We start from the raw sequence: 21498 nt of genomic DNA, 5'->3' as shown, positions 1-21498 counted from the left end.
TTTACTCCGCCGTCAGCACTAAGCTGACGATTAACGACAGAAACTCTCTTTATTAGGGCGGTTGTTCATTTCATCCAACCGATTTAAAGGAGCTGCAATAAGTGACACATTGTTTTCAGTGGTTTGAGCAATAACCGATTTAGCCCACAAAGGTAAGGCTGGGTTAATACGATAAAAAACCCACTGGCCGTGTTTTCTGTCGGTGATGATGGAGGCCTTTTTTAACAAGGCTAAATTACGTGACACCTTAGGCTGGCTTGCTTCATCTAAAGCAACCATTAACTCACACACACATAATTCGCCATGATAGTGAGTTAACATTAAGCTTTTTAGGCGAATATCATCGGTAAGACATTTATAAAACGCGATGGGGTCAATTTCGATAGCCCCTGATACAGGTTCTTGCAAGTCGACTTGATAAGCGTCAGCAGACATATCTTTACTCGCTACTGAAGCAAGCTTGTTTTCAACCAGCAAAAACATTGAAATACGATTATTTAACTCGGTTAACGTCGCAGAAAATGGATGTTGTCCTGCACGAGTTTTAGGATCAGCAAAGTCCCATGCCAATTGCTTGCCTGCGCCGGGAAAGCTTCGGCACTCTGTATTGGCTTTATCGCAAAGGGTGATGACATAATCAAATGCTTGCCCTTGAAAGGTTTTCACATCTTTAGACACTAAACCCTCAGCATCAATGCCAAAACGTTTAATGGCCTCAACAGCACGCTTATCGATAGCTTCAGGGTTTGTTCCTGCACTGTATACATTAAAACTTTCAGCAGCCTTACTTGTTAATAATGCTTCAGCCATTTGTGACCTAGCAGAGTTACCAGTACACAAAAATAATACGCTTTTCTTATTCATAAAAACCACACCACCAAAAACATACAAAATATTGTATATACGATTTTTCATATATTCAATATTTTTAGTTAAAATCTCTGTTGATTGCTTAACCAAATTGTAGGCAGTAAGAGGTAGAAAGAAGAAAGCAGGGAATAGGACATTTAAACAAAAACCCCCCAAACCAAAGTGGTTTGGGGGATTTTTTATACCAATGGAAAATGGTGTTCAGGGCAAGTAAAACCCTATTTCCATCAGCTAGTTTGCTTAAAAGCTAAAACAGCAAGCTAAACATTATTCAGCAATGTGTAATTTATCAATTACTTTATCTGCGTCTTCGGTTTTTTCAGCCAGCAAGATAGCTAAGTCACGCTCAGCGTCACTGGCGACCTCACCTTCTAAGGTTACAACACCAGATTCAACATCAACATTAATGTCTGAACCACTTACGTCATCTGAGAATAATAAGCGCGTTTTAACGACAGTGGCCACTTTCGAATCTACTAACATTTCGGTTATCTCACTGTCTTGTTTTTCTGCTACTTCCATAATGGTTAAATTATTATCAACCTCAACAACACCGTCTAAACTGGCGACTAATTCTTCGGCCAAGGCTTTATCGACACTGCTTTCTACTGAGCCGGTTAACATAACCTTTCCTTGTTTAACGTCGGTATTAATATCAAACGAGTTTAAATTGGTATTAAGTAATAAAGTGGTTTCAGCTTTGCCGTCAATCCATGCATCTTTTGCATCATCTTTCCAATCTTGAGCGGCGTTTACAGTCATCGTTGCTGAAGTCAGTAATGTACCAATAGTTAACGATAAGATTGTCTTATTCATCATAAAAACCCTCCATAATTTATCTTATTTCAATTAACGTTCACTTTATCTAATGCGGGTATCGTGCCAAAAAACATAAGCCATTATTTTAAATGAAAATTGTTTGTTTTTAGCTTTAAATACCCCCCAAGTGAGTACAGTCGATAAAGTAGTTTTTACCGTCGAGTTGTAATTTTTTCATACTAGGGTTTAGCCATTAACGTGTTCCAGCAGAGGCATATTGCATATTAAGGCGCTTTAGGTAGTCACAACCTATTTGTAACCAAGCAATCCCCTCGGCCAATTGCGCAGCAAGTTGCTTATTATTGGTGCTTTTAGCGGCTTGCTTTAGGCGAAATAAAGCTTGCTGCTCTGTTTTTACCAGTACAGATAACGCGGTAGTCATATGGTTTTGAGTTATTTCGCTGGCGGCTTGTTGATAATGTTGCTGCAACACCGGCTTGTTATCGCGCCCAGCAATAGCTTGCGCTTGGGGGCGATATTGTTTAAATAAAAATGCTAACCGCTTTAACATAGTGGTTCGTACTTCTTCCATATGAATAAAAGCTCGTTTCACATGGTAATCTTCTACTTTTGTAATACATTGCTGATAAAAGCGCTTACCCACCTCACACACATTAATGGCCTCATGTAATAGCCACACATCTGATTTTTGGGGTTGCTTTATATCATTTTCGTACTTATGCATAAGATCTCCTTTGGCTAAAATTTCAAATAGATAACAAAGGCATGCATAATTCGTACACATGTTAAATTAAGTTTTAACTTTATATATTTCAATAGAATACTGAATATGTGATAGTGACTTTTATTGAATAAATGGAAAATTTACCGCTAAAAAATGTTAAAGTTACACGTACACTCTTTTTTGGCTAATCCGTAGGGAGCACAACAACATGGGCCGTCCAGTACTGTTTTATCATGTACAGCATTTTCAAACCGCTCAACAGATCATCAACCTACCTAGCGCCAAACTATTCGATAAAATAGAAAGCTCTATCGAGCTTGACTGGTTACCTCAACTTGAAAACGCCAATGTAGATGTCGCCATTATCGAGCTGAGCCATTTATCACCCGCAGACTTAGCCACAGTAACCGAAAGTGAGTTGATGTCTGACATAGAGTTTATTTTCTTAAGTGAAGGTCAACCTGCCCCCAATTTAGATAAATTGATGTCATTTGGTGCCGGTTACCACTTCAGACAGCCGTTTGATATGGCCTTAATTGATGACACTTTGGCTGACTTTGCCAATGAGCTAAAACACAAAACATCACAACGACAGCAAGCCTTCTCAAGCGACCTAGATCAATATGGCCTGCTTGTGGGGTCATCTCGCGCCATGCATAAGCTTTATCGCACCATTCGTAAAGTCGCTGCCACTGAAAGCAATGTATTAATTATTGGTGAAAGCGGCACCGGCAAAGAGCTGATAGCCAACACCATCCACCTTGCTGGTGATAGAGCTAGCGAACCTTTTATTGCCATTAACTGTGGGGCATTAAGCCCAGAGCTAGTTGATAGTGAATTATTTGGCCACACAAAAGGGGCTTTTACTGGCGCGCACCGTGATCACAGCGGTGTATTTGAGCAAGCTAAAGGCGGCAGCTTGTTTTTAGATGAAGTGACAGAAATGCCCATTGAGCATCAGGTGAAATTATTGCGGGTATTAGAAAATAATGAATATCGCCCAGTGGGTAGCAATCAATTAAAAAAAGCAGATGTTAGAATTATTGCCGCCACTAACCGAGACCCCGCACAAGCCATTGAAGACGGCGAACTACGAGAAGATTTATACTTCAGACTAGCCCATTTCCCCATTGGTGTGCCCCCTTTACGCAACCGAGGTAAAGACATAAGCGGGTTAGCACAGCACTTTTTAGCTTATCGAAATGTAGAAGAAAAGCTGAATAAGTCTTTGTCCGATGAAGCAATTGAATTTATTCAGCAGCAACCTTGGCAAGGTAATGTTAGAGAGCTAAAACATGCCATTGAACGCGCATATATTCTGGCAGACAATGTGATTCAGCCCAGTCACTTTAGCCACTTCACCCTAGACTCAACACCAAGCCAAGAGGATTATGTACAAATTCCTGAGGGTATGCGTTTAGATGAATTAGAGAAAATTGCCATTTATCAAGCATTAGAAAACTTTGAAGGTAATAAAAACGACACCGCCAAACAACTCGGAATAAGCGTAAAAACACTATATAACAAACTGAGTAAGTATGACGACCAAGCGGGAGAAAGTGAGTAAGATGCTTAATTGGGGTGAGCAGGCCAATAGGGCTTGCTCACCACCCAAAACCACTTAACAGTATTATTGTGCGAATATAGGGCTATCTTCAGGCACAAGCACATTCAAAGATTTAGGTAACACTTCAACGCTAATCTCATCGGCCTCAAATAGCTCGCCATCAATCACATAACTTAATGGTTGTTGTGCCGACACCTTCACCTTAGTCGCTTGTAAGTGATTAATGGCCCCAGCTGAAGGAGTTTGATTTTCTTCCTTGCCCAAAATGCCATTAAACATTAATTCAGCCAGACTTAAAAACTGCTCAGGTGACGATTCAGATGCCGCAATCCAAGTGATATCTAATTGGCCATCGGTAATGTCTGGCTCGCCATTACCTTGGGCTAATAAACTGGTAAAGGGTGCTGAATTTGCAATCACCACACTGGTTGTTTCAATGGTTTGCGCTTGTTCGCCATTAACCTGCAAACTTAACTTAAGCGGCTTGTTCTCACTAACGGCTTGCCATAAACCGTTTAAATAAGCGAATTGCCCAGACTCATTTTTTCGCTCACGGTTGGCAGACTCTATCATTTTATGCCCAAACCCTACACCAACCATCAGTAACACAATATTATCGTTGCATTTAGCGGTATCAATAGGCACAACTTGGCCTCGAGTTAAAATATCAAGGGCCGTTGATACCGGCACTAGCTTGCTGCCAATACCAAATAACGTATGCGCTAACGCATTGGTGGTGCCCATAGGAATAATACCTAATGCAGCCTGAGTATTTGTGAGCACTGAGGCCACTTCATTTACCGTACCGTCACCACCACAAGCAATCACCATATCAGCACCCTGATTAACTGCACGAGTGGCCAGCTCGGTTGCTGTGAGTTTTTCAGTGGTTTTCAGCAAAGTAACGTCATAATATTGCGACAAATTTTCAAGTACTTCTTCTTCACAACACTGCCATTTACCGCCTCCCGATACAGGGTTGGCAACTAAGTAGGCATTTTGATGAATTTGCACTTTGTTTTCAGCATGTAACTTCGCTAATTTAGCCAGCTGCCAGCGATTTAACCCCGCAGTGCTTCTAATATCATTAATGGATTTTAAAATCGTTTCTAAGCTCAGTGATGGTCGACGACAGGCTAAATAACTGGCTAGCACTAATACAGACCGTCCACGCCCTAAAGCGCAATGCACCACAACACTTTTGCCCTCACGTTGTTGGCGATAAAGCCAGTTCACCGCTTGGTTAAGCTGAGCAACCGTTGGCACACTGTGATCTAACACAGGAATATTTAAATAATCGATGTTTTCATCAAGTAGGGTTAAGTCCAGTGCATCAAATTCAGCGGTAACATCTAGCACAGCAGTGACATTTTGCTCTTTTAAATAATCCACATCCTGAGGAAACAACCGACAAGCTAAATAAAGCTGATTATCAATTTGTTGAATAGCCGGTACTTTGTCATGCTTTCTTGCCCAGGCATTGTAAAGTTGGCAACCCAACAAAAAGGGCACAAAGCTCCAACTGATATACCACGGAATAGTGCCATTTGTTTTTTTACGAAAAATACCCGCCGCATTAAACCAATACGCAACACTGACTAACGTTAATGACAAAGAAACCCAAGCTAAAAGCAATGTTAACCACCAAGGGTGAACCACTGCAGCTAATACCGCAGTTGTCAACGCCGCGAACGTGTAATAATACTTAATATTAATATTCTTCAGCATGAGTCTCTCCTGTCAAAATGATGCAAAATAAAAGCTATAGCGCCAATTCGTAATAGCCATTTAACGTCATCGATTAACAATCAGGATCTTCAGAATTTAAGCCTTCTTTCACCTCTTCACAAGCATCTTCTACCGCGTTACCCGCATCAGTAACTATTTCATCTATTTTCTCACCAGCATCTTCCGCTGTATCGTCCGTACAACCGGTAATAAACAAACCTAATGCAATAATAAAACCTGTCGACAATAATAATTTTAATGTTCTCATCCTATTCTCCTTGATTATCCTTAGTATTAACTTTGGCAATTAAATAACGTTATGCTTTAGGCGCTCGGCCTCTTAGGGCACCTGAAATAAGTGATATAACTAATAGCACTACGAAGATAAAAAAGATCACTTTTGCGATACCCGCTGCCGCCCCTGCAATACCACTAAATCCTAATAAACCCGCAACGATAGCAATACACAAAAACATTAACGTCCAAAATAACATCCTAACCTCCTGTTATGACTTACATATAAATAAGCGCGGCAATGCGTTATTAACACCACAGCTAAAACGCCTACCTTATAAGACACTTACAGATAAGCTAATCACATGCCAACTTTGAAGGATAATCTCAAGACATTGTTTTTATTAACAAAATACATAAACGATGCCGTCTCGACGTTTTATCATTAACTTTAAAACCGCAATAGTTACCGATTACATTGCAAAAATTTCATACCGACAGAAAGGAACTCATTGTTACAAAAACGGCTATCGAACATTTAATCAACAATTAATGTGTTTGTTGGTATAGACAAGGATAGTATGGATGCTCAAATATCAACTGCAGCGTCTGCTGCGTTCGGGATACATACAGAGGAGGTAGGTATGTCAATATTGTTCAATCGAAAAATGGGATTCAGCTTTTTAATTGCGGTAACGGGCTTATTGTTTTTATTCATTGAGAGTACTTATTACCAATATGTAGATGCCCAAGGCCAATTACACGAAAGCTGGTTTATGCCTTTAGGTTTTTTATTTATTTTCATCGGCTTACTCGCCATGGGGATATTTATTATCGTAGGGACATTTAAAGCGATTCGACAATCGCTAGCTTAGCCTTAACAACAGGGTTTAGCGTTAAAACCAATGTGGCCAGTTAATGCTGGCCACTGATATTTAGAGCTTGATGAAAATTATTGTGTACCCACTAAATTAAAGAAAAAAGCTCAAGCCTTTGATTTAAAATAAAACTCACCCTTTAACATGATTATATTTCAATAGCGGCTTAAATCAAACCCAAAGTAGCCTAGTTGGTGCTCTGTGGCCGATATCAGCGACAACTCCTCATGAAAACCCTTAATAAAAAACCTTAACCATTCATAGTGCAGTAATTCGATAACGCATCTCATATCTATCAGCACATTCTTTAAACTGTTTAGGCTCTTTTATTGGGAGGTAAACTTGAGCTGTTGGGATGGTAGTAGCCTCGTCCACATCGATATACCATATATGAATCACACATCCCTTAGAGCTCATTGCTTTTAACTCGCTCATCAAGTTAACATAGAAATTAATTCTGGCTGCATATATTGATAAACATCTTCAATGTCCAACACCTCCACTTTTTCTAGGTATTGTTCACCTGCATATCGAGCTATTCGCTCAAAATGCATTGGCTCCATAAAAAAACTTTATCTGACCACTCTAGAAGCTCAATAGTGCAAAGACTTATACACCCAGACTATAACCACAAAATTTGTGTGACAATTTGCATCTCAAAAGATGTCATCTCAATGGGTGGAATAATCATACTGATCGCTAAAGTTAACAATTGTTTAAGTGTCAAAATGCAAAATATGAAACAAGGTATTCTATACCTAATTAAGATGGGCATAGACTTTATTAATGATGATTGAAATGTCATCAAAATAGACCAAGACATCTTTAAATAAGGTCGTCGAACCATGAGCAAATTCATTACGAATTTTTGGCATAGTTCTACACATCACGTCTACCAAATCCCATTGAGATTCAATGGTGGACTGCTCAATTTCGCTCTCATTCCAAATATACTCATCCAACCCTTTTTCAACCATCTGCTCTATAACTTTATGACTATAAGCAGCCTCGGCCTCGGCACGATTTCTATTATGCCATCGAGGAAAATCTGAATTAGAAATGATCTTTTTATCTCTGAGGTACTGCATACAAATGCTTAAGCCTAATCGTGCTCCCCGAGATTTGGCGAACTTTTTTAGTTTATCTTCACCAATCCCATCTTTAATCGCCAACTCTAAAGCTGAAAATAGATGTTGTTGAGCTACGTTATAAAAGCGGTACACATGAAATGAATATAGGTACAGATTTCGAGCAGTATCATATTGAATCACAATATGTTCAGGTACATTTTTATTAAGTGTGAATCTAGCAATGTCATCATATAGCTGCTCGGGAGATGTAATGTTAAATAGATAGTTTCGGCTATCACCAACAGCCATATTTAAAGGCGTTCTGAGCTCCTCTGTTGGAAGCTCTATTTTTTCATCAGACACAGAATGCTACCCTTTAAGTTAACAAATTTACTGTTTAAATTGCATTTCTCGATGAAAAGCTAGGTAATCTTGATGTTGTGATACTAGGTTAATCTTCATATCAGCATTAAGCCCTAAAGCACCGTATTCTTCTAGGTGCTCAGAAATCAAAATACGGCCCTTATCATCAAAACTGACGTAACCCAAGTCGAACGCCTTATCTATATTTGCCAGCAGTAGTAAGCCATTAAATGGATCGAGTCGCTCATTGTTTTCAGACTTAGACCAAGGCTTAATGTGTGACGCAATTAAAAATGAGTAATTTTGAAACCCAGTAATTGCACAACCACGCCAATAGTTAATGAGCTCTTCTCTGAATTTACCTTGGCCTAGACGCGTATTAACCATCGTGGTCTTTTGCGTTTCAGAGATAGACTTATCTAAGATAATTTCTTCTATATCATGCTGAACCTCAGCCTGAGTGATATCCGACAAGAATGCTCGATAACTTTTGATAGCAGCGCTATACATACCGTTACCTCGTTTATCCTTGTCAACAAACTCCCTTACCTCATAGGCTTTGCTGACAATATTCTCGTACTCAATATAGGACCCTATTGAAAGTAAGCTTTGCTTACTTACTCCAACATCATCAAGCCAATTTGTAATCGAGTTTTTAAGAGCACCCACATAGTTTTTAATGGTTTTATCTGATTTACCTAAAGACTTCGCCCAACGGGCATATTGATCTTCAAGTGAGTCCAAGTTGGCTGATAAAGCATTTCTTAAGATAGATGAGGTGTAAGGGCTTTTTAATAACGTAAATAACTCTTCATCTAAGTAAGCATAATCCACCAGCTTACGAATATTGGCATCGGAAGCAGACTTTATCTGCTTAAAGGCCACTTGATTGTGAGGCGATATCTGCAAATGCCAGACACTAGATGAGCACAAATGATAAAACGGTAAGAAGGGACTATCTGCATCATTATCTTGTTTAAGCCTTAAGAAATGCCAACTGAAACGGCTACAAAGGACATCATCATAAAAAATCTTATTATCCGATATATGCCCTTGTTCGATTAAATCCATGACAGCAAACATCATGCATACTTTATGTGGTCGTGCGCGGCCCGTTGACCTATCAGGCCTTAAACTTTGAAATGTGTCTAAATAGTAAGCCAGTGTCATTACTTAAAACCTAGAGTCATTCTCACAAGGAATGCCATCATTATCACCGTCCATTTTGGTATTAGGGCAATGTCTAATGAAGAATTCAGCCTCTTCACGGGAAGTCATTTGACTGCAATGTTGGCGACCATCACAGGTAAAATCTTGAGCCGCAGGGGAATATGCATCAGAAACTGGAGCGTCTTCATAATTAATCTGATTTTGTTGTAAGTAGAAATGCCTCGCTGCAAGCATAATAACAGTCACCACAGCAGCAATTCTTATCAACTTACTGAAACCGTTGGAGTGAGACTTTTTTGAGGATTTTCGAACTGATTTACTCCTGACGCCTTCAATTCTGGCATTGGTAGCTCGCATCTTTCCAGCTTGAGACTCAACATCAAAATATATGAAATCCCCCTGCTTAGGTGGCCGACTCATGTGTTTAAGTGTGGAAATATGGATAAAGGTATCTTTTTGAAGCTCAGCTGACTGAATAAAACCATACCCTTTGGTGTCATCCCACTTAGTTAACACTCCTTTATACATTACACCTCCATCACGCAAGCCCAAAAATCAAACAAAAGATTTAAAATCAACCAATTAAACAATGTCGTTCGAGTTAAAACCTACAACTTTCTTATATATTGCCAAGGAACGAAATTCTCCAGTTTGCTATTTTCTACTTCGTATTCACTCCAACTGATTCTTCTTAAAATGCCTAAATGGTATAATTTTTTTAGCCAGGAACCTGCCATTTTTCTTCGCGCCTCACTTGCCTTATTGTCAATCGGAAAACCGAATAAGGACTCAAGCCAGCTATCATCAGCGATTCCCCAAGAGCTTATCGTATAGCCTTCATTATTATGAATCTTATAGAACCAAACAGTAGATTTCCAAACATCCCAAGAAGTATTCCAATAATAATTGTGTTTTGACTCTTGTTTTGGGGGGCTCAGTCCTAGTTTTTGACAAATCATTTGCATTTTTACATTATCATTTGCCGCTCTAAATCGCTGTACAAATGTAGCTATCATTTGATCCTTTTCAAACGCTACATTTTGCATTTGTACCATTTTATTATCAGCTATTCTCTCAAGCTTTTGTTGCCACAATTCCACATTTTCCCACCTCAAATCAAACTTGTTATAATCGGCTGTCTTCCGTTCATCATAACCGATGAACAGAGTAGGCTTTCCTTTTGGGATGGTTTTTTTATTATTCCCTTTTACAAAAAGTACAACATCTACATTTACGATCTTTTTATCCCCAACGATAGCTGTCCCACTGAAGCCATAATCAAATGGAACCCATACCTTATTAAAACATTTTACTTTTGGTGAACGACTTTCAATGAAGTCACTTGAATTAATCTGAAGACGCCTTGCCACTAATGAAGGCCAAGTCAAAGATGGTAAGTTTGTATTTGAGCTAAATAACTGAGCGATATCATATAAATTAGCTAGGTAACTTTGATTAATCCTATCGACTTCATTATCGATGTCCTGCTTTAATTTGATATATAATTCAGCAATCTTATTACAATATAGCCATCTGCGAGGAGCAGTTTTTAAAACAGCATCTTTCAAATCATCCCGATTAATATTCCAAGACAACCCACTCAAATCAATTTCTATCGCGTTAACTTGAATATATCGATACTTACCTTCACCAAGCTCATCCTTCGAGTTTGTAACAAAAATCTCTATAGCCAGCTCTTCATTTGTGGATGATTTGCTCAACACATCAGCAATCAACGAATCACTCAGTCTTACCTCTTGCTTTGCATCTTTAAGCTCAAAACGAATATGTTCGACGCTTGAACCTTCAACAATTTCTCCAAGCATATCCACTTTGGAGTACTCAGCATGCACCTTTGGTAAAAGAAGAACGGCCTTTTCAGAAGCTAGGTTTTCTAAAAGCTGTTTTGCCGCAAGATGCAGCGCAGATTCACCACTGCAACTTGTATTTGTTTGATGAGAAAAATAATGTGTCTTAATTGCCCCTTGATTGGCAATCAGCGGACTAGAGCAGTTTGGTGATGGGCATACACACCCACAGGCTTTTCCATTTTTTACCTCAGAAATATGGCGCATCACGCCATCGGCGCTTAAACCCCACGCAATTTTAACTTCTAACACATTGAATCCTTTCAATCCTGTTTGCTATTAATATTTACTGCCCGACAAAATTAATATCACTTACCAAAAAACTTATCTAGTAGCTTTCGAGATGACTTACCAAGTAACACCTTCCTGTCTTCCGCGTAGATAGCTAGAAAGCTTTAAGTAACCCTCTTCCAAAGCAAGTTTTGGAAAAAGACCAAATCCGTCATTCTGCAATAAGCGGTAAAATTGAGAGTCTTGCCCTAGTATGGTTGCGCCATAATTCATTACACGCACTTAAACCGCCATGCCTGCGGCAACACCCGATGACCACGCCCACTGGAAGTTAAACCCACCGAGCCAGCCGCTGACATCCATGACTTCACCAATAAAATACAACCCTGCTACTTTATTGGCTTGCATGGTTTTTGATGACAGCTCATTGGTATCTATCCCGCCTAATGTAACCTCGGCGGTTCGATAACCTTCAGTACCATTCATCACTATTGACCAAGCATTTAGGTTACTGGCAATGGTTTCTCGCTCACCATGTCCAAGTTGGTTCAATGCTTTGTCCAGTTGAGCGGCTTCAAATAAGGCTTCAACTAATCGCTTAGGTAGCCATTGGCTCAAGGTGTTTCGTAAGCTTTGTTTGGGGCTTTTTTCTAATGCTTGTTGTAACTTTTCTAAGGCATTTTCATTGGGAAGCAGGTTAATATTAATAGCTTGACCGGGTTGCCAATAATTGGAAATTTGTAATACTGCTGGGCCTGATAGGCCTCGGTGAGTAAATAGAAGTGCTTCACTAAACTGCGTGCCATCTTGGGCAGTTATGGTTGATGGCACGGCAATACCGGATAATGGTTCAAAGCGGGCTTTTTGGTCGGCATGCCAAGTAAACGGCACTAATCCTGCGGTTGTTGGCAATACGTTTAGGCCAAATTGTTGCGCCAGTTTATAACCATAAGGTGTCGCGCCTAGTTTAGGCATAGACAAACCACCGGTGGCAACCACCAACGACTCGCAACTGTATTCACCTGCGGAGGTAGTTAGTACAAAGCCATTATCGGTTTTCGTCACACTAATAATGTCGGTGCGTAACTTGATATTTACCCCTGCCCATTCACATTCGGTCAGCAGCATAGTGACAATCTCTTTGGCTGAGTCGTTGCAGAATAGCTGGCCATGATCACGCTCGTGGTATTCAATGCCATGACGCTCAACTAGTTCAATAAAATCAGATGAGCGATAACGGGCTAATGCTGATTTTACAAAGTGCGGATTACCACAAATAAACTGATGGGGTTCGACTTTTTGATTGGTAAAGTTACAACGCCCGCCGCCACTGATGAGGATTTTTCGTCCCGCTTGCTTGGCGTTATCGAGCACTAATACATCACGACCTCTATAGCCTGCGGTCGCGGCACACATTAACCCAGCTGCGCCAGCACCAATAATTATAACGTCATGATGTTTCACTTTTTACTCCACAAAGCTGATTAACTTTAACATACAAAAAAGGATGCTATTTTAGCATCCTTTTGGAAGTTGAATTATGGTTAACTGAATAAATTAACCATCAATACCTTAGATAGTTTCTGACTTTCTGTCTCTACCCAATAATTCTTTAGCAGCCTCGCGGGGGGACTTACCTTGATAAAGCACTTGGTAAATTTGCTCGGTAATGGGCATTTCAACACCTAATCGATGGGCTAGAGTATAGACCTCTTTAGTGTTGCGATACCCTTCAACCACCTGACCAATTTCAGTTTGTGCGGTATCAACATCACTGCCTTTGCCTAACGCAAGACCAAAGCGACGATTACGCGACTGATTGTCGGTACAGGTTAAAACAAGATCGCCCAAGCCAGCCATTCCCATAAAGGTATTGGCATCTGCGCCTAACGCAACACCTAGCCGTGTTAACTCCACTAAACCACGAGTAATTAATGCCGTTCTGGCATTGGCACCAAAGCCGATACCATCAGACATACCTGCACCAATGGCAATAACGTTTTTAACTGCGCCGCCTAGTTGAAGCCCTGTAAAGTCGTCATTAGCATAAACTCTTAAACGTTTAGGGCTATGCAATAGCTCAACCAAGTCATGAGTAAATTGCGGGCAAGTGCCGGCTACCGAAATAGCGGTTGGTAACCCTGCTGCTAATTCCTTAGCAAAGGTAGGCCCAGACAATACTGCAAGCGGATATTGTTCGCCTAGTTGCTCACGGGCAACATCTTGCAATAATCGACCAGTTTCGGGCTCTAAGCCTTTGGTTGCCCACACAATACGCGCATCAGCACGCAATAAAGGTTTTGCTTGTTTTAATACTTCACCAAATACATGGCTAGGCACAACCACTAATACATTTTTGCTGGCGGCTAATGCTTTAGCCAAATCAGGTTCAATGTGTAAGCAGTCAGGAAAACCAATACCGGGTAAGTAAGCTTCGTTTGAACGAGACTCACTTAACGCTTGCATATGCTCGGCTTCATGGCCCCAAATTAAGGTTTTATGGCCATTGCTAGCTAAAGAAATAGCAAGGGCGGTGCCATAAGACCCCGCCCCTAAAACCGTTATTTCGGCTGCGTTATTCATAATTTATGCGTTTGCTTCAGCTGGCGCTTCTGCTGCTGCAGCTTGGCGTTGCTGAACGTATTGAGCAAACAATGCGTCAAAGTTTACTGGTGCTAAGTTTAGTTGTGGGAAAGTACCACGAGACACTAAGCTAGAAACGGTTTCACGCGCATATGGGAATAGTACGTTAGGACAGTATGCACCTAAAGAGTGAGCTAATTGCTGCTCAGTTAAACCCGCGATAGAGAAAATACCCGCTTGTTGAACTTCACATAAAAATGCAGTTTCTTCGCCGTTTTTAGCGGTTACGGTTAAAGACAAAACAACTTCATAGGTGTCGTCTGATAACTTAGCGCTACGGGTATCTAAGTCTAATTTAACTTCTGGATTCCATTCTTTTTGGAAAACAGCTGGGCTGTTTGGCGTTTCAAAAGACACGTCTTTTGTGTAAACACGTTGAATGTTAAATTGAGGTGCACCTGCTTCGTTGTTTGCTACTTCTTCAGCCATAATTTCCTACCTTTAAAATGATGTATTTCGCTTTCTAATTGGAGCGAATATTGTGTTGGGCGGCAACGAACTTATTTCGCTTTCCCCTTTTGTCGACCACACTGCTTAAACTGAATAAGCCCTTCGCTAGTAGGATCAAAACTTGGGTTGTGCTGCAAGATATTACAACACAACATAACCGCTTGATAAGCCAATTGGGTTATCGTTTGCTTTTAACCACCGGCAAGTTAGCTGACTTCCATTCACCCATACCACCCGTTAGGTTGTGCAGATTTTCAAAGCCTTGTTTAGATAACAATTGCGCTGCTTGACCCGATGTCATGCCAGTATTACATACTAATATAATGGGGCTGCTTTTATACTTTTCAAGACTTGTGTTCTGATTATTTTTTATTTCAGACAATGGCACATTAATCGCGTCTACAATATGGCCTTTTTTAAACTCTTCTTTTCCTCGCACGTCAACGACTTTGGCGCCTTCTTTATTCATCATAAAGGTGAGTTGTTGATTATTTACATTGGTTACTTTTGATGTGCTGCTTTTAATCATGGTCACAATCAAAGCAACAAATAAACCAACCCATGCTAACGATAACATTGGGTTAGCTTGAAAAAATTCCATATATTCTTGCATGTTTACTGCCTATAAAGGATTTAGCTAAGATTAATTTGGCCAAGAGTATAGCCATTTAGCGGATAGTTTTCACCTGTCTATCACGCTTAACGCGATATTTACCGTGATATAAATGAAATTTAATCACCACAGCCTTAGATATCACGACTAGGTCTGTTTCCAACCGCCGATAAGTAGTAATATTCATACAATTTCAGTTTTTAATTCATCTTTCAACTTTTAAAGGTACTTCCATGACGACAGCAAAACGTCCTTTGGCTTTACTTATCCTTGATGGTTGGGGTTATCGTGAAAATACACAAGACAATGCGATTTTTCATGCCAACACCCCGGTACTTGATAAGCTAACTGCCACGCATGCAAATGGGTTAATATCTGGTTCAGGATTAGACGTAGGTTTACCTGACGGCCAAATGGGTAATTCAGAAGTAGGCCATATCAATATTGGCTCAGGCCGCATTGTTTACCAAGAACTCACTCGTATCAGCAAGTCCATTGCCGACAATGAATTTGACCAAAACCCAGCAATTTCAGCAGCAGTAGACCAAGCGATTGCAGCTGATGGTGCTGTTCATATTATGGGCTTATTGTCTCCGGGTGGCGTTCATAGTCATGAAGAGCATATAGAAGCTATGTGCCGTATGGCAGTGAAAAAAGGCGCTAAAGCTGTTTATTTACATGCCTTTTTAGACGGCCGAGATACACCTCCTCGTAGCGCCAAAGGTAGCATAGAGCACTTCAACGACCTATTCGCAGAGCTTGGCACAGGGCGTATTGCCTCATTAATTGGCCGTTATTATGCACTAGACCGCGATAATCGTTGGGATCGTGTATCACAAGCTTATGAACTGATTACTGAAGGTAAAAGCCAGTTTAAATATGCCAATGCTGTTGAAGCATTAGAAGCGGCATATGGCCGTGATGAAAACGACGAGTTTGTAGCGGCATCGGCTGTAACTGATGCTTCAAACGAGGTTGCCACCTTAAACGACAATGACGCGTTAATTTTCATGAATTTCCGTGCTGACCGCGCTCGTCAAATTACTCGTAGTTTCGTTAATGCTGATTTTGACGGTTTTGTTCGTAATAAAACACCAAAAATCAACTTTGTACAGTTAACTGAATATGCTGCTGACATTAACGCACCCGTCGCGTTCCCCTCTGACAACTTAGTTAACACCTTAGGTGAAACACTACAAAAGAGCGGTAAAAAGCAATTACGTATCTCTGAAACCGAAAAATACGCTCATGTCACCTTCTTCTTCAACGGTGGTAAAGAAGAGCCGTTTGAAGGTGAAGAACGCATCTTAATTGAGTCGCCTAAAGTCGCCACTTATGACTTACAACCAGAAATGAACTCAACGGAACTAACTGACAAATTAGTGGGTGCAATTGAATCTGCTGATTATGACGTAATTATTTGTAATTACCCTAATGGCGATATGGTTGGTCACACAGGTAAATTTGATGCCGCTGTGAAAGCGTGTGAAGCCGTTGATGCATGTATTGGACGAGTTGTTGATGCTTTAGCGAAAGTTGGCGGTGAATGTATTATTACTGCCGACCATGGTAATGCTGAGCAAATGACTGACCCAACTACAGGCCAGGCACATACAGCACACACAAGTGAATTAGTTCCTTTCATCTTTGTCGGTCGTGATGCTACTATCAAAGATAACGGCCGTTTATGTGACATTGCCCCTACGATGTTAACGTTAATGGGTGAGTCTGTTCCAGCTGAAATGACTGGCCGCAGTATCATTGACTTAAAAGAGTAACTAATTACCGGTGCTAACTCGTGTATTTTTGAAAGCCAGCATCATTGCTGGCTTTATATTAACTTCCTTTGCAGCAAGCAGCGTTGATCTCAATAAACGTCAGTCTGAGCTGAAGTCTATTCAGTCGCAAATTACTGCTCAGCAAAATGATTTAAAAAACACGTCTAAGCAACGAGAAAAGCTAATGGCCTTGCTTAAAAAAGATGAGCAAGCCATTGCAAAAGCCGCGCAACGCGTTAATGATTCAAAAATAGCTTTAAGCAATATCAGTGCTCAACTTGCCAAGCTTGAAACCGAGCATGCCAGCTTAATTTCACGCCAATCTAGCCAACAAGAAACCCTTTCTAAACAGTTATCAAGCGCCTATTTAGCGGGTAATCATGATTACAGTAAAATGATGCTGAATCAGCAAAGTCCTGCCACAATTGAGCGAATGCTGGTTTATTATCAATACTTAAATAATGCCAGAATCAAGGCTATTAACGAGCTCAAACAAACCAGTGAAAAACTGGAACAGCTGCAACAAGAGCAATTAAAAAAACAGCAGCAACTTAATGCCGTTGTGATTGATCAGCAACAACAAGCCAAACAATTAGCTGATGAACAAAAACAGCGTCAAATGACCCTTACTCAAATTCAACGCACATTGTCAGATAAAGGTGCCCAGTTAGAGCAATTACAAATTGAAGAGGCCAGTTTAAAGCGGATTGTTGAACAAGCTGTTATTGCGGCAAAATCCAATCCAAGTATGACCGGTTTAGCAAACAAAAAAGGCAAACTGTCATGGCCAACCAAAGGTCGAGTCAGCGAACGGTTTGGCAGCAGTCGGTCAGGCCAGATCAAATGGAAAGGCACCGTACTCAATGCCCCTGAAGGCCAAAATATTAAAGCGGTAGCCGCGGGAAAAGTGATTTATGCAGACTGGCTTCGCGGGTTTGGCATGGTAATGGTGGTTGATCACGGAAAAGGTTATATGAGCCTATATGGTCATGCACAGACGCTATTTAAACGAGCTGGAGACACAGTAAAAGACGGTGAGTCCATTGCACTTGTCGGACGTTCAGGTGGACAGAGCGAACCTAGCCTATACTTTGAGATAAGACACAAAGGGCAAGCCGTCGATCCAGCGAGATACTGTCGCTAAAATAGACTCATACTGCCCGCATCAAAGGGGCTGTTATGATTAACTTTTTACGGTATTTAGGCTGTTTTATTTTAGGGGCTACGGTCGCCTTATCTGTCAGTATTTCCAGTACAGAAAACAGCTTTAACGCTTCACATTATCGCAATGCAGATTACCCTTTGCTAGCCGATGTTATTGATACTATCGAAACCTACTATGTCGACGAGATCGACCGTGACCAGCTTGTTCAAGCAGCCATTGACGGCATATTTAAAAAGCTTGACCCCTACTCTGGTTTTTTAACTCATGAAGACTTTCAAGCAATTAATAACTCAAATCGCGGTGAGTATTTTGGCTTTGGATTTGAAATCGCAACAGATGATGGCCAAATAACGATTATCACCCCCTTTAAAAACTCCCCCGCAGAAAAGGCAGGTATTGTCGCAAGCGACAAAATTGTTAAGTTTAATAATATCAAAGTCGACGAAACCAATTTGCAAACCATATTAACGGATATTCGTAAACACAGCCTGAACAACTTGCCCATAGAATTAACGCTACAACATGCAGGTGATACCAAGCAATTTGAATTAACCTTATCACCAGATGTCATCCACATAGAGTCAATCAACAGCAAGATAATTCAGCAAAGTATTGGTTATATAAAGTTAACTAATTTTCAAGATAACGCCACAGAAGCGATTTTAAGACAAGCCCACAAATGGCAGCAAGCGCCCCTAACAGGATTAATATTGGATTTAAGAAATAATCCAGGAGGGCTACTTGAGCAAGCCATTAATATTGCCGACCTGTTTTTATCTCAAGGAAAAATAGTGTCAACGACAGGTCGTTTTTTCGATGCCAATGAAGATTATTATGCATCGAGCAGCGCGATTTTTAACGAACTCCCCCTAGTGATATTAATCAACAAGGGGTCAGCATCAGCTTCTGAAGTACTAGCTGCGGCCTTAAAAGAAAATAATCGCGCAACCATTATTGGCGAAACCAGTTTCGGCAAAGGAACCGTGCAAAGCCTTATTCCAATCCTCAATGATGGCAATGCAATAAAACTTACTATTGCAGAATATCGAACACCTAAAGGTAACAATATTCATACAAAAGGTATTGTGCCTGATATAGAAATATCAATTTCTCCTATTACAGATGACACTAATATGTCTATAATCGATTCACATAAATTGAAAGATAACCATATAGACTCTGCTATTGCATGGATTGAAGGTAGAGAATCTTAATAATAACTAAAGATAAATAATATTGTGCGCTTTATATTCAGTTTACTTTTACTACTAACATTTTGTTCAACTAGCTTTGCAGCTAATTTAGCTATCATTATTGACGATATTGGATATCGTCAAACAGATGAGGCCGTATTGCAGCTACCCAAAGACATCACTCTTTCAGTATTGCCTCATACACCCTTAGGGAAAAAGCTAGCTTTCGAAGCTTACAATAAAGGTCACGAAATCATGTTGCATCTACCGATGCAAGCGCTCAGCGGGAATACTCTAGGCCCTGGTGGATTAACCAATGACATGAGTGAGCAACAAATAAAAAATGAAATAGAATCGGCCTTTAACAACATTCCCTTTGCTCAAGGAGCAAATAATCACATGGGGAGTTTGCTGACCCAACTAGATGTACCCATGAAATGGGTTATGGAAGAGTTGAAAAACAAGCAAGCATATTTTGTCGACAGTTATACGACAAAATACAGCAAAGCAGGTAAGCAGGCTAAATTTGTTGGTGTACCCATACTATATAGGCAAGTTTTCTTAGATAACAATGTGGAGTATGACGCGCTAGAAAAACAATTTAAGCAGATAATTGACCAAACGAAACGCAAAGGGACGCTAGTTGCTATAGCACACCCCTATCCTGAAACAATATCATTTTTAAGAAAGAACCTTGCGAGATTGAAACAAAATGGCATCAATCTCGTTCATACATCAGCGCTGATTTCAGTTGAAATAGCCAAGACCTATCCGACTAGCCTACATCAAACACTGCGATAGATAAATCTGGCAACGTACGCACTAACTCTGCTTTATTACTGACAATATCAGCAAGAGTATATTCGTCTAATACCGCTAAATAAGCCGACACCGCTTTAGCCAACACCCCCTTTAAGTTACACGCAGGAGTAAAACGACAAGCAGGTTGATCGCAATTAACAGGGGATAAAGAATGCTCCAACTGCCTAACTAACGAACCGACATTGATTTCAGAAGGTTTTTTAGCGAGCTTAAAACCACCACTTTTTCCTCTGATGGTTTGTATATAGCCCAACTTTCCCATCTGATGAATAATCTTGGCCACATGATTGGCAGACAGTGAAAAGACTTCGGTGACTTCTGCTATCCGAAATAAAGATTCACGCTCAGGTTGGACAGCCAAATACATTAATATACGAATGCCATAATCTGTATAACGAGTTAATTGCATGTCTAAACCATCTCAATATGAACGAACTAAAACTTTAACATGTAGAATTTTCTAATTCAGTGATCAACCATAAAGCTTCATCATTAGAGTTGCCGCAAACATCTACCGTCGCTTCAAACTCAGAACAAACCTTGGGACGTAATTTTGAACCAAAAATTAGACACAAATTATCATCACTTAATTGAACACACCGGACTCCCGCAGCTTTCCCATCGGGCATCCCTGGTATCGGGCTAGTAATAGAAGGAGCAATACAACAAGCTCCACAACCCAAACGGCATTCCATAATGACCTCAATCAAACAATTTAAACCAGTATAATACATATTTGTTATAGCGATGAGATGCAATCATTAAAAAATGCAATAAATGGGGAATATAACTATCTAACCAAGTCATTTAGTAAGTTTGACTGGCATGAGCATGCGTCGCCATTCTGGCAACGTTCAAATTACATCATTCCGACAGTGCCCACCTCTCGTCCTTCCGACAACACTTAATGCGCGTCATTCCGGCGACGCTTTTGGGCCGGAATCTGCATTAAGTAACAGCAGAACCTCGATAACAGATCTCGAGGATGACGGATTAGGAGCATAGAGCCCCGCCGTATGATCACAGCAACGCACAATCCAAGTCTTTCTGACGTACTCAACCTACGTCATTGCGAGAACACTCAACATACGTCATTCCGGCAATGCTTTTGGGCCGGAATCTGCACTAAGCAACAGCAGAGCCTCGATAACAGATCTCGAAGATGACAAACTAAAAGCATTAAACCCACAAACGCAAAAAAGCCCACAGCGTTAGCTGTGGGCTTTTTATCTTATTTGGTGTCTGGAAATGACCTACTCTCACATGGGGAGACCCCACACTACCATCGGCGATACTGTGTTTCACTTCTGAGTTCGGAATGGGATCAGGTGGTACCACAGCTCTATGGTCT

Annotated in this window: 23 protein-coding genes and 1 rRNA gene; 6 read left to right on the top strand and 18 right to left on the bottom strand. The window is 40.5% G+C overall.

All coding sequences use genetic code 11. From position 1 onward, the window contains the following. Window positions 1-30: 30 nt before the first annotated feature. The 3 genes from L2672_RS08350 to L2672_RS08340 form a co-directional block, all read right to left on the bottom strand. Window positions 31-864, bottom strand: coding sequence for a metalloregulator ArsR/SmtB family transcription factor (locus L2672_RS08350; RefSeq protein WP_248995383.1), 834 nt, complete (start codon window positions 862-864; stop codon window positions 31-33). A gap of 273 nt (window positions 865-1137) precedes the next feature. Continuing rightward, window positions 1138-1689 (bottom strand): BON domain-containing protein, encoded by a 552-nt coding sequence (locus L2672_RS08345; RefSeq protein WP_420833143.1) that lies wholly within the window; start codon window positions 1687-1689, stop codon window positions 1138-1140. Between the two features lie 193 nt (window positions 1690-1882). Continuing rightward, a complete protein-coding gene (locus tag L2672_RS08340) occupies window positions 1883-2374 on the bottom strand; it encodes a hypothetical protein (RefSeq protein ID WP_248995382.1) in 492 nt (163 codons plus the stop codon). 208 nt (window positions 2375-2582) lie between these two features. Between L2672_RS08340 and L2672_RS08335 the strand changes: the two genes are divergently transcribed. Continuing rightward, window positions 2583-3941, top strand: coding sequence for a sigma-54 interaction domain-containing protein (locus L2672_RS08335; RefSeq protein ID WP_248995381.1), 1359 nt, complete (start codon window positions 2583-2585; stop codon window positions 3939-3941). A gap of 63 nt (window positions 3942-4004) precedes the next feature. Here L2672_RS08335 and L2672_RS08330 read toward each other — a convergent pair whose 3' ends face one another. The 3 genes from L2672_RS08330 to L2672_RS08320 form a co-directional block, all read right to left on the bottom strand. Next, on the bottom strand, window positions 4005-5669 hold the full coding sequence (locus tag L2672_RS08330; RefSeq protein WP_248995380.1) for a diacylglycerol kinase family protein: 1665 nt from the start codon (window positions 5667-5669) through the stop codon (window positions 4005-4007). 73 nt (window positions 5670-5742) lie between these two features. Then, window positions 5743-5937 (bottom strand): hypothetical protein, encoded by a 195-nt coding sequence (locus tag L2672_RS08325; protein WP_248995379.1) that lies wholly within the window; start codon window positions 5935-5937, stop codon window positions 5743-5745. A gap of 49 nt (window positions 5938-5986) precedes the next feature. Continuing rightward, complete coding sequence (locus L2672_RS08320; protein WP_248995378.1) at window positions 5987-6163, bottom strand: DUF1328 domain-containing protein; 177 nt, start codon at window positions 6161-6163, stop codon at window positions 5987-5989. Window positions 6164-6547: 384 nt separating this feature from the next. Between L2672_RS08320 and L2672_RS08315 the strand changes: the two genes are divergently transcribed. After that, complete coding sequence (locus tag L2672_RS08315) at window positions 6548-6778, top strand: DUF3955 domain-containing protein (protein ID WP_248995377.1); 231 nt, start codon at window positions 6548-6550, stop codon at window positions 6776-6778. Between the two features lie 437 nt (window positions 6779-7215). Here the strand turns inward: L2672_RS08315 and L2672_RS17305 are convergent, their stop codons facing one another. The 9 genes from L2672_RS17305 to L2672_RS08275 form a co-directional block, all read right to left on the bottom strand. Further along, window positions 7216-7344, bottom strand: a complete 129-nt coding sequence (locus L2672_RS17305; RefSeq protein ID WP_275974998.1) for a hypothetical protein — start codon at window positions 7342-7344, stop codon at window positions 7216-7218. 195 nt (window positions 7345-7539) lie between these two features. Beyond that, on the bottom strand, window positions 7540-8214 hold the full coding sequence (locus L2672_RS08310; RefSeq protein WP_248995376.1) for a hypothetical protein: 675 nt from the start codon (window positions 8212-8214) through the stop codon (window positions 7540-7542). Between the two features lie 27 nt (window positions 8215-8241). After that, window positions 8242-9384 (bottom strand): HNH endonuclease, encoded by a 1143-nt coding sequence (locus L2672_RS08305; protein WP_248995375.1) that lies wholly within the window; start codon window positions 9382-9384, stop codon window positions 8242-8244. 3 nt (window positions 9385-9387) lie between these two features. Further along, window positions 9388-9912 carry an excalibur calcium-binding domain-containing protein gene (locus L2672_RS08300; RefSeq protein ID WP_248995374.1) on the bottom strand — a complete coding sequence of 175 codons (525 nt, stop codon included), beginning with the start codon at window positions 9910-9912 and terminating at the stop codon, window positions 9388-9390. 80 nt (window positions 9913-9992) lie between these two features. Further along, window positions 9993-11504 (bottom strand): competence protein CoiA family protein, encoded by a 1512-nt coding sequence (locus tag L2672_RS08295; protein WP_248995373.1) that lies wholly within the window; start codon window positions 11502-11504, stop codon window positions 9993-9995. 261 nt (window positions 11505-11765) lie between these two features. Continuing rightward, on the bottom strand, window positions 11766-12947 hold the full coding sequence (locus L2672_RS08290) for a BaiN/RdsA family NAD(P)/FAD-dependent oxidoreductase (protein ID WP_248995372.1): 1182 nt from the start codon (window positions 12945-12947) through the stop codon (window positions 11766-11768). A 108-nt stretch (window positions 12948-13055) separates the two neighbouring features. Next, window positions 13056-14066 (bottom strand): NAD(P)H-dependent glycerol-3-phosphate dehydrogenase, encoded by a 1011-nt coding sequence (gpsA, locus tag L2672_RS08285; RefSeq protein ID WP_248995371.1) that lies wholly within the window; start codon window positions 14064-14066, stop codon window positions 13056-13058. Window positions 14067-14069: 3 nt separating this feature from the next. Continuing rightward, window positions 14070-14555 (bottom strand): protein-export chaperone SecB, encoded by a 486-nt coding sequence (secB, locus tag L2672_RS08280; protein ID WP_248995370.1) that lies wholly within the window; start codon window positions 14553-14555, stop codon window positions 14070-14072. 199 nt (window positions 14556-14754) lie between these two features. Then, a complete protein-coding gene (locus tag L2672_RS08275; RefSeq protein WP_248995369.1) occupies window positions 14755-15189 on the bottom strand; it encodes a rhodanese-like domain-containing protein in 435 nt (144 codons plus the stop codon). 233 nt (window positions 15190-15422) lie between these two features. Between L2672_RS08275 and gpmM the strand changes: the two genes are divergently transcribed. Genes gpmM through L2672_RS08255 form a run of 4 tightly spaced genes read left to right on the top strand, consistent with a single transcriptional unit; the run spans window position 15423 to window position 20126 of the window. Then, window positions 15423-16967 carry a 2,3-bisphosphoglycerate-independent phosphoglycerate mutase gene (gene gpmM, locus L2672_RS08270; RefSeq protein WP_248995368.1) on the top strand — a complete coding sequence of 515 codons (1545 nt, stop codon included), beginning with the start codon at window positions 15423-15425 and terminating at the stop codon, window positions 16965-16967. A 10-nt stretch (window positions 16968-16977) separates the two neighbouring features. Then, window positions 16978-18111: a murein hydrolase activator EnvC family protein gene (locus tag L2672_RS08265; protein ID WP_248995367.1), complete on the top strand. Its 1134-nt coding sequence runs from the start codon at window positions 16978-16980 to the stop codon at window positions 18109-18111. A gap of 35 nt (window positions 18112-18146) precedes the next feature. Then, window positions 18147-19346 carry a S41 family peptidase gene (locus L2672_RS08260; protein ID WP_248995366.1) on the top strand — a complete coding sequence of 400 codons (1200 nt, stop codon included), beginning with the start codon at window positions 18147-18149 and terminating at the stop codon, window positions 19344-19346. A gap of 24 nt (window positions 19347-19370) precedes the next feature. After that, entirely contained in the window at window positions 19371-20126 is a 756-nt protein-coding gene (locus L2672_RS08255; protein WP_248995365.1) for a divergent polysaccharide deacetylase family protein, read from the top strand. Here L2672_RS08255 and L2672_RS08250 read toward each other — a convergent pair. From L2672_RS08250 to rrf, 3 genes are all read right to left on the bottom strand, one after another. Then, a complete protein-coding gene (locus tag L2672_RS08250) occupies window positions 20101-20556 on the bottom strand; it encodes an Rrf2 family transcriptional regulator (protein ID WP_248995364.1) in 456 nt (151 codons plus the stop codon). The genes L2672_RS08255 and L2672_RS08250 overlap by 26 nt on opposite strands. A 34-nt stretch (window positions 20557-20590) precedes the next feature. After that, complete coding sequence (locus L2672_RS08245) at window positions 20591-20842, bottom strand: YkgJ family cysteine cluster protein (RefSeq protein ID WP_248995363.1); 252 nt, start codon at window positions 20840-20842, stop codon at window positions 20591-20593. Window positions 20843-21387: 545 nt separating this feature from the next. Then, window positions 21388-21498: ribosomal RNA gene (gene rrf, locus L2672_RS08240) — 5S ribosomal RNA — on the bottom strand; the annotation flags it as partial.

The sequence above is a fragment of the Shewanella gaetbuli genome (assembly GCF_023284065.1).
Taxonomy (GTDB): Bacteria; Pseudomonadota; Gammaproteobacteria; order Enterobacterales; family Shewanellaceae; genus Shewanella; species Shewanella gaetbuli.
Note: the sequence above shows the minus strand (reverse complement) of the source record. Positions and strands in the feature narration are given on the sequence as shown.

What these genes read in the sequence shown, in the direction of transcription:
- L2672_RS08350 (WP_248995383.1), bottom strand. Translation starts at nt 864, where the DNA reads ATGAATAAGAAAAGCGTATTATTTTTGTGTACTGGTAACTCTGCTAGG.
- L2672_RS08345 (WP_420833143.1), bottom strand. Translation starts at nt 1,689, where the DNA reads ATGATGAATAAGACAATCTTATCGTTAACTATTGGTACATTACTGACT.
- L2672_RS08340 (WP_248995382.1), bottom strand. Translation starts at nt 2,374, where the DNA reads ATGCATAAGTACGAAAATGATATAAAGCAACCCCAAAAATCAGATGTG.
- L2672_RS08335 (WP_248995381.1), top strand. Translation starts at nt 2,583, where the DNA reads ATGGGCCGTCCAGTACTGTTTTATCATGTACAGCATTTTCAAACCGCT.
- L2672_RS08330 (WP_248995380.1), bottom strand. Translation starts at nt 5,669, where the DNA reads ATGCTGAAGAATATTAATATTAAGTATTATTACACGTTCGCGGCGTTG.
- L2672_RS08325 (WP_248995379.1), bottom strand. Translation starts at nt 5,937, where the DNA reads ATGAGAACATTAAAATTATTATTGTCGACAGGTTTTATTATTGCATTA.
- L2672_RS08320 (WP_248995378.1), bottom strand. Translation starts at nt 6,163, where the DNA reads ATGTTATTTTGGACGTTAATGTTTTTGTGTATTGCTATCGTTGCGGGT.
- L2672_RS08315 (WP_248995377.1), top strand. Translation starts at nt 6,548, where the DNA reads ATGTCAATATTGTTCAATCGAAAAATGGGATTCAGCTTTTTAATTGCG.
- L2672_RS17305 (WP_275974998.1), bottom strand. Translation starts at nt 7,344, where the DNA reads ATGGAGCCAATGCATTTTGAGCGAATAGCTCGATATGCAGGTGAACAA.
- L2672_RS08305 (WP_248995375.1), bottom strand. Translation starts at nt 9,384, where the DNA reads ATGACACTGGCTTACTATTTAGACACATTTCAAAGTTTAAGGCCTGAT.
- L2672_RS08300 (WP_248995374.1), bottom strand. Translation starts at nt 9,912, where the DNA reads ATGTATAAAGGAGTGTTAACTAAGTGGGATGACACCAAAGGGTATGGT.
- gpsA (WP_248995371.1), bottom strand. Translation starts at nt 14,066, where the DNA reads ATGAATAACGCAGCCGAAATAACGGTTTTAGGGGCGGGGTCTTATGGC.
- secB (WP_248995370.1), bottom strand. Translation starts at nt 14,555, where the DNA reads ATGGCTGAAGAAGTAGCAAACAACGAAGCAGGTGCACCTCAATTTAAC.
- L2672_RS08275 (WP_248995369.1), bottom strand. Translation starts at nt 15,189, where the DNA reads ATGCAAGAATATATGGAATTTTTTCAAGCTAACCCAATGTTATCGTTA.
- gpmM (WP_248995368.1), top strand. Translation starts at nt 15,423, where the DNA reads ATGACGACAGCAAAACGTCCTTTGGCTTTACTTATCCTTGATGGTTGG.
- L2672_RS08260 (WP_248995366.1), top strand. Translation starts at nt 18,147, where the DNA reads ATGATTAACTTTTTACGGTATTTAGGCTGTTTTATTTTAGGGGCTACG.
- L2672_RS08250 (WP_248995364.1), bottom strand. Translation starts at nt 20,556, where the DNA reads ATGCAATTAACTCGTTATACAGATTATGGCATTCGTATATTAATGTAT.
- L2672_RS08245 (WP_248995363.1), bottom strand. Translation starts at nt 20,842, where the DNA reads ATGGAATGCCGTTTGGGTTGTGGAGCTTGTTGTATTGCTCCTTCTATT.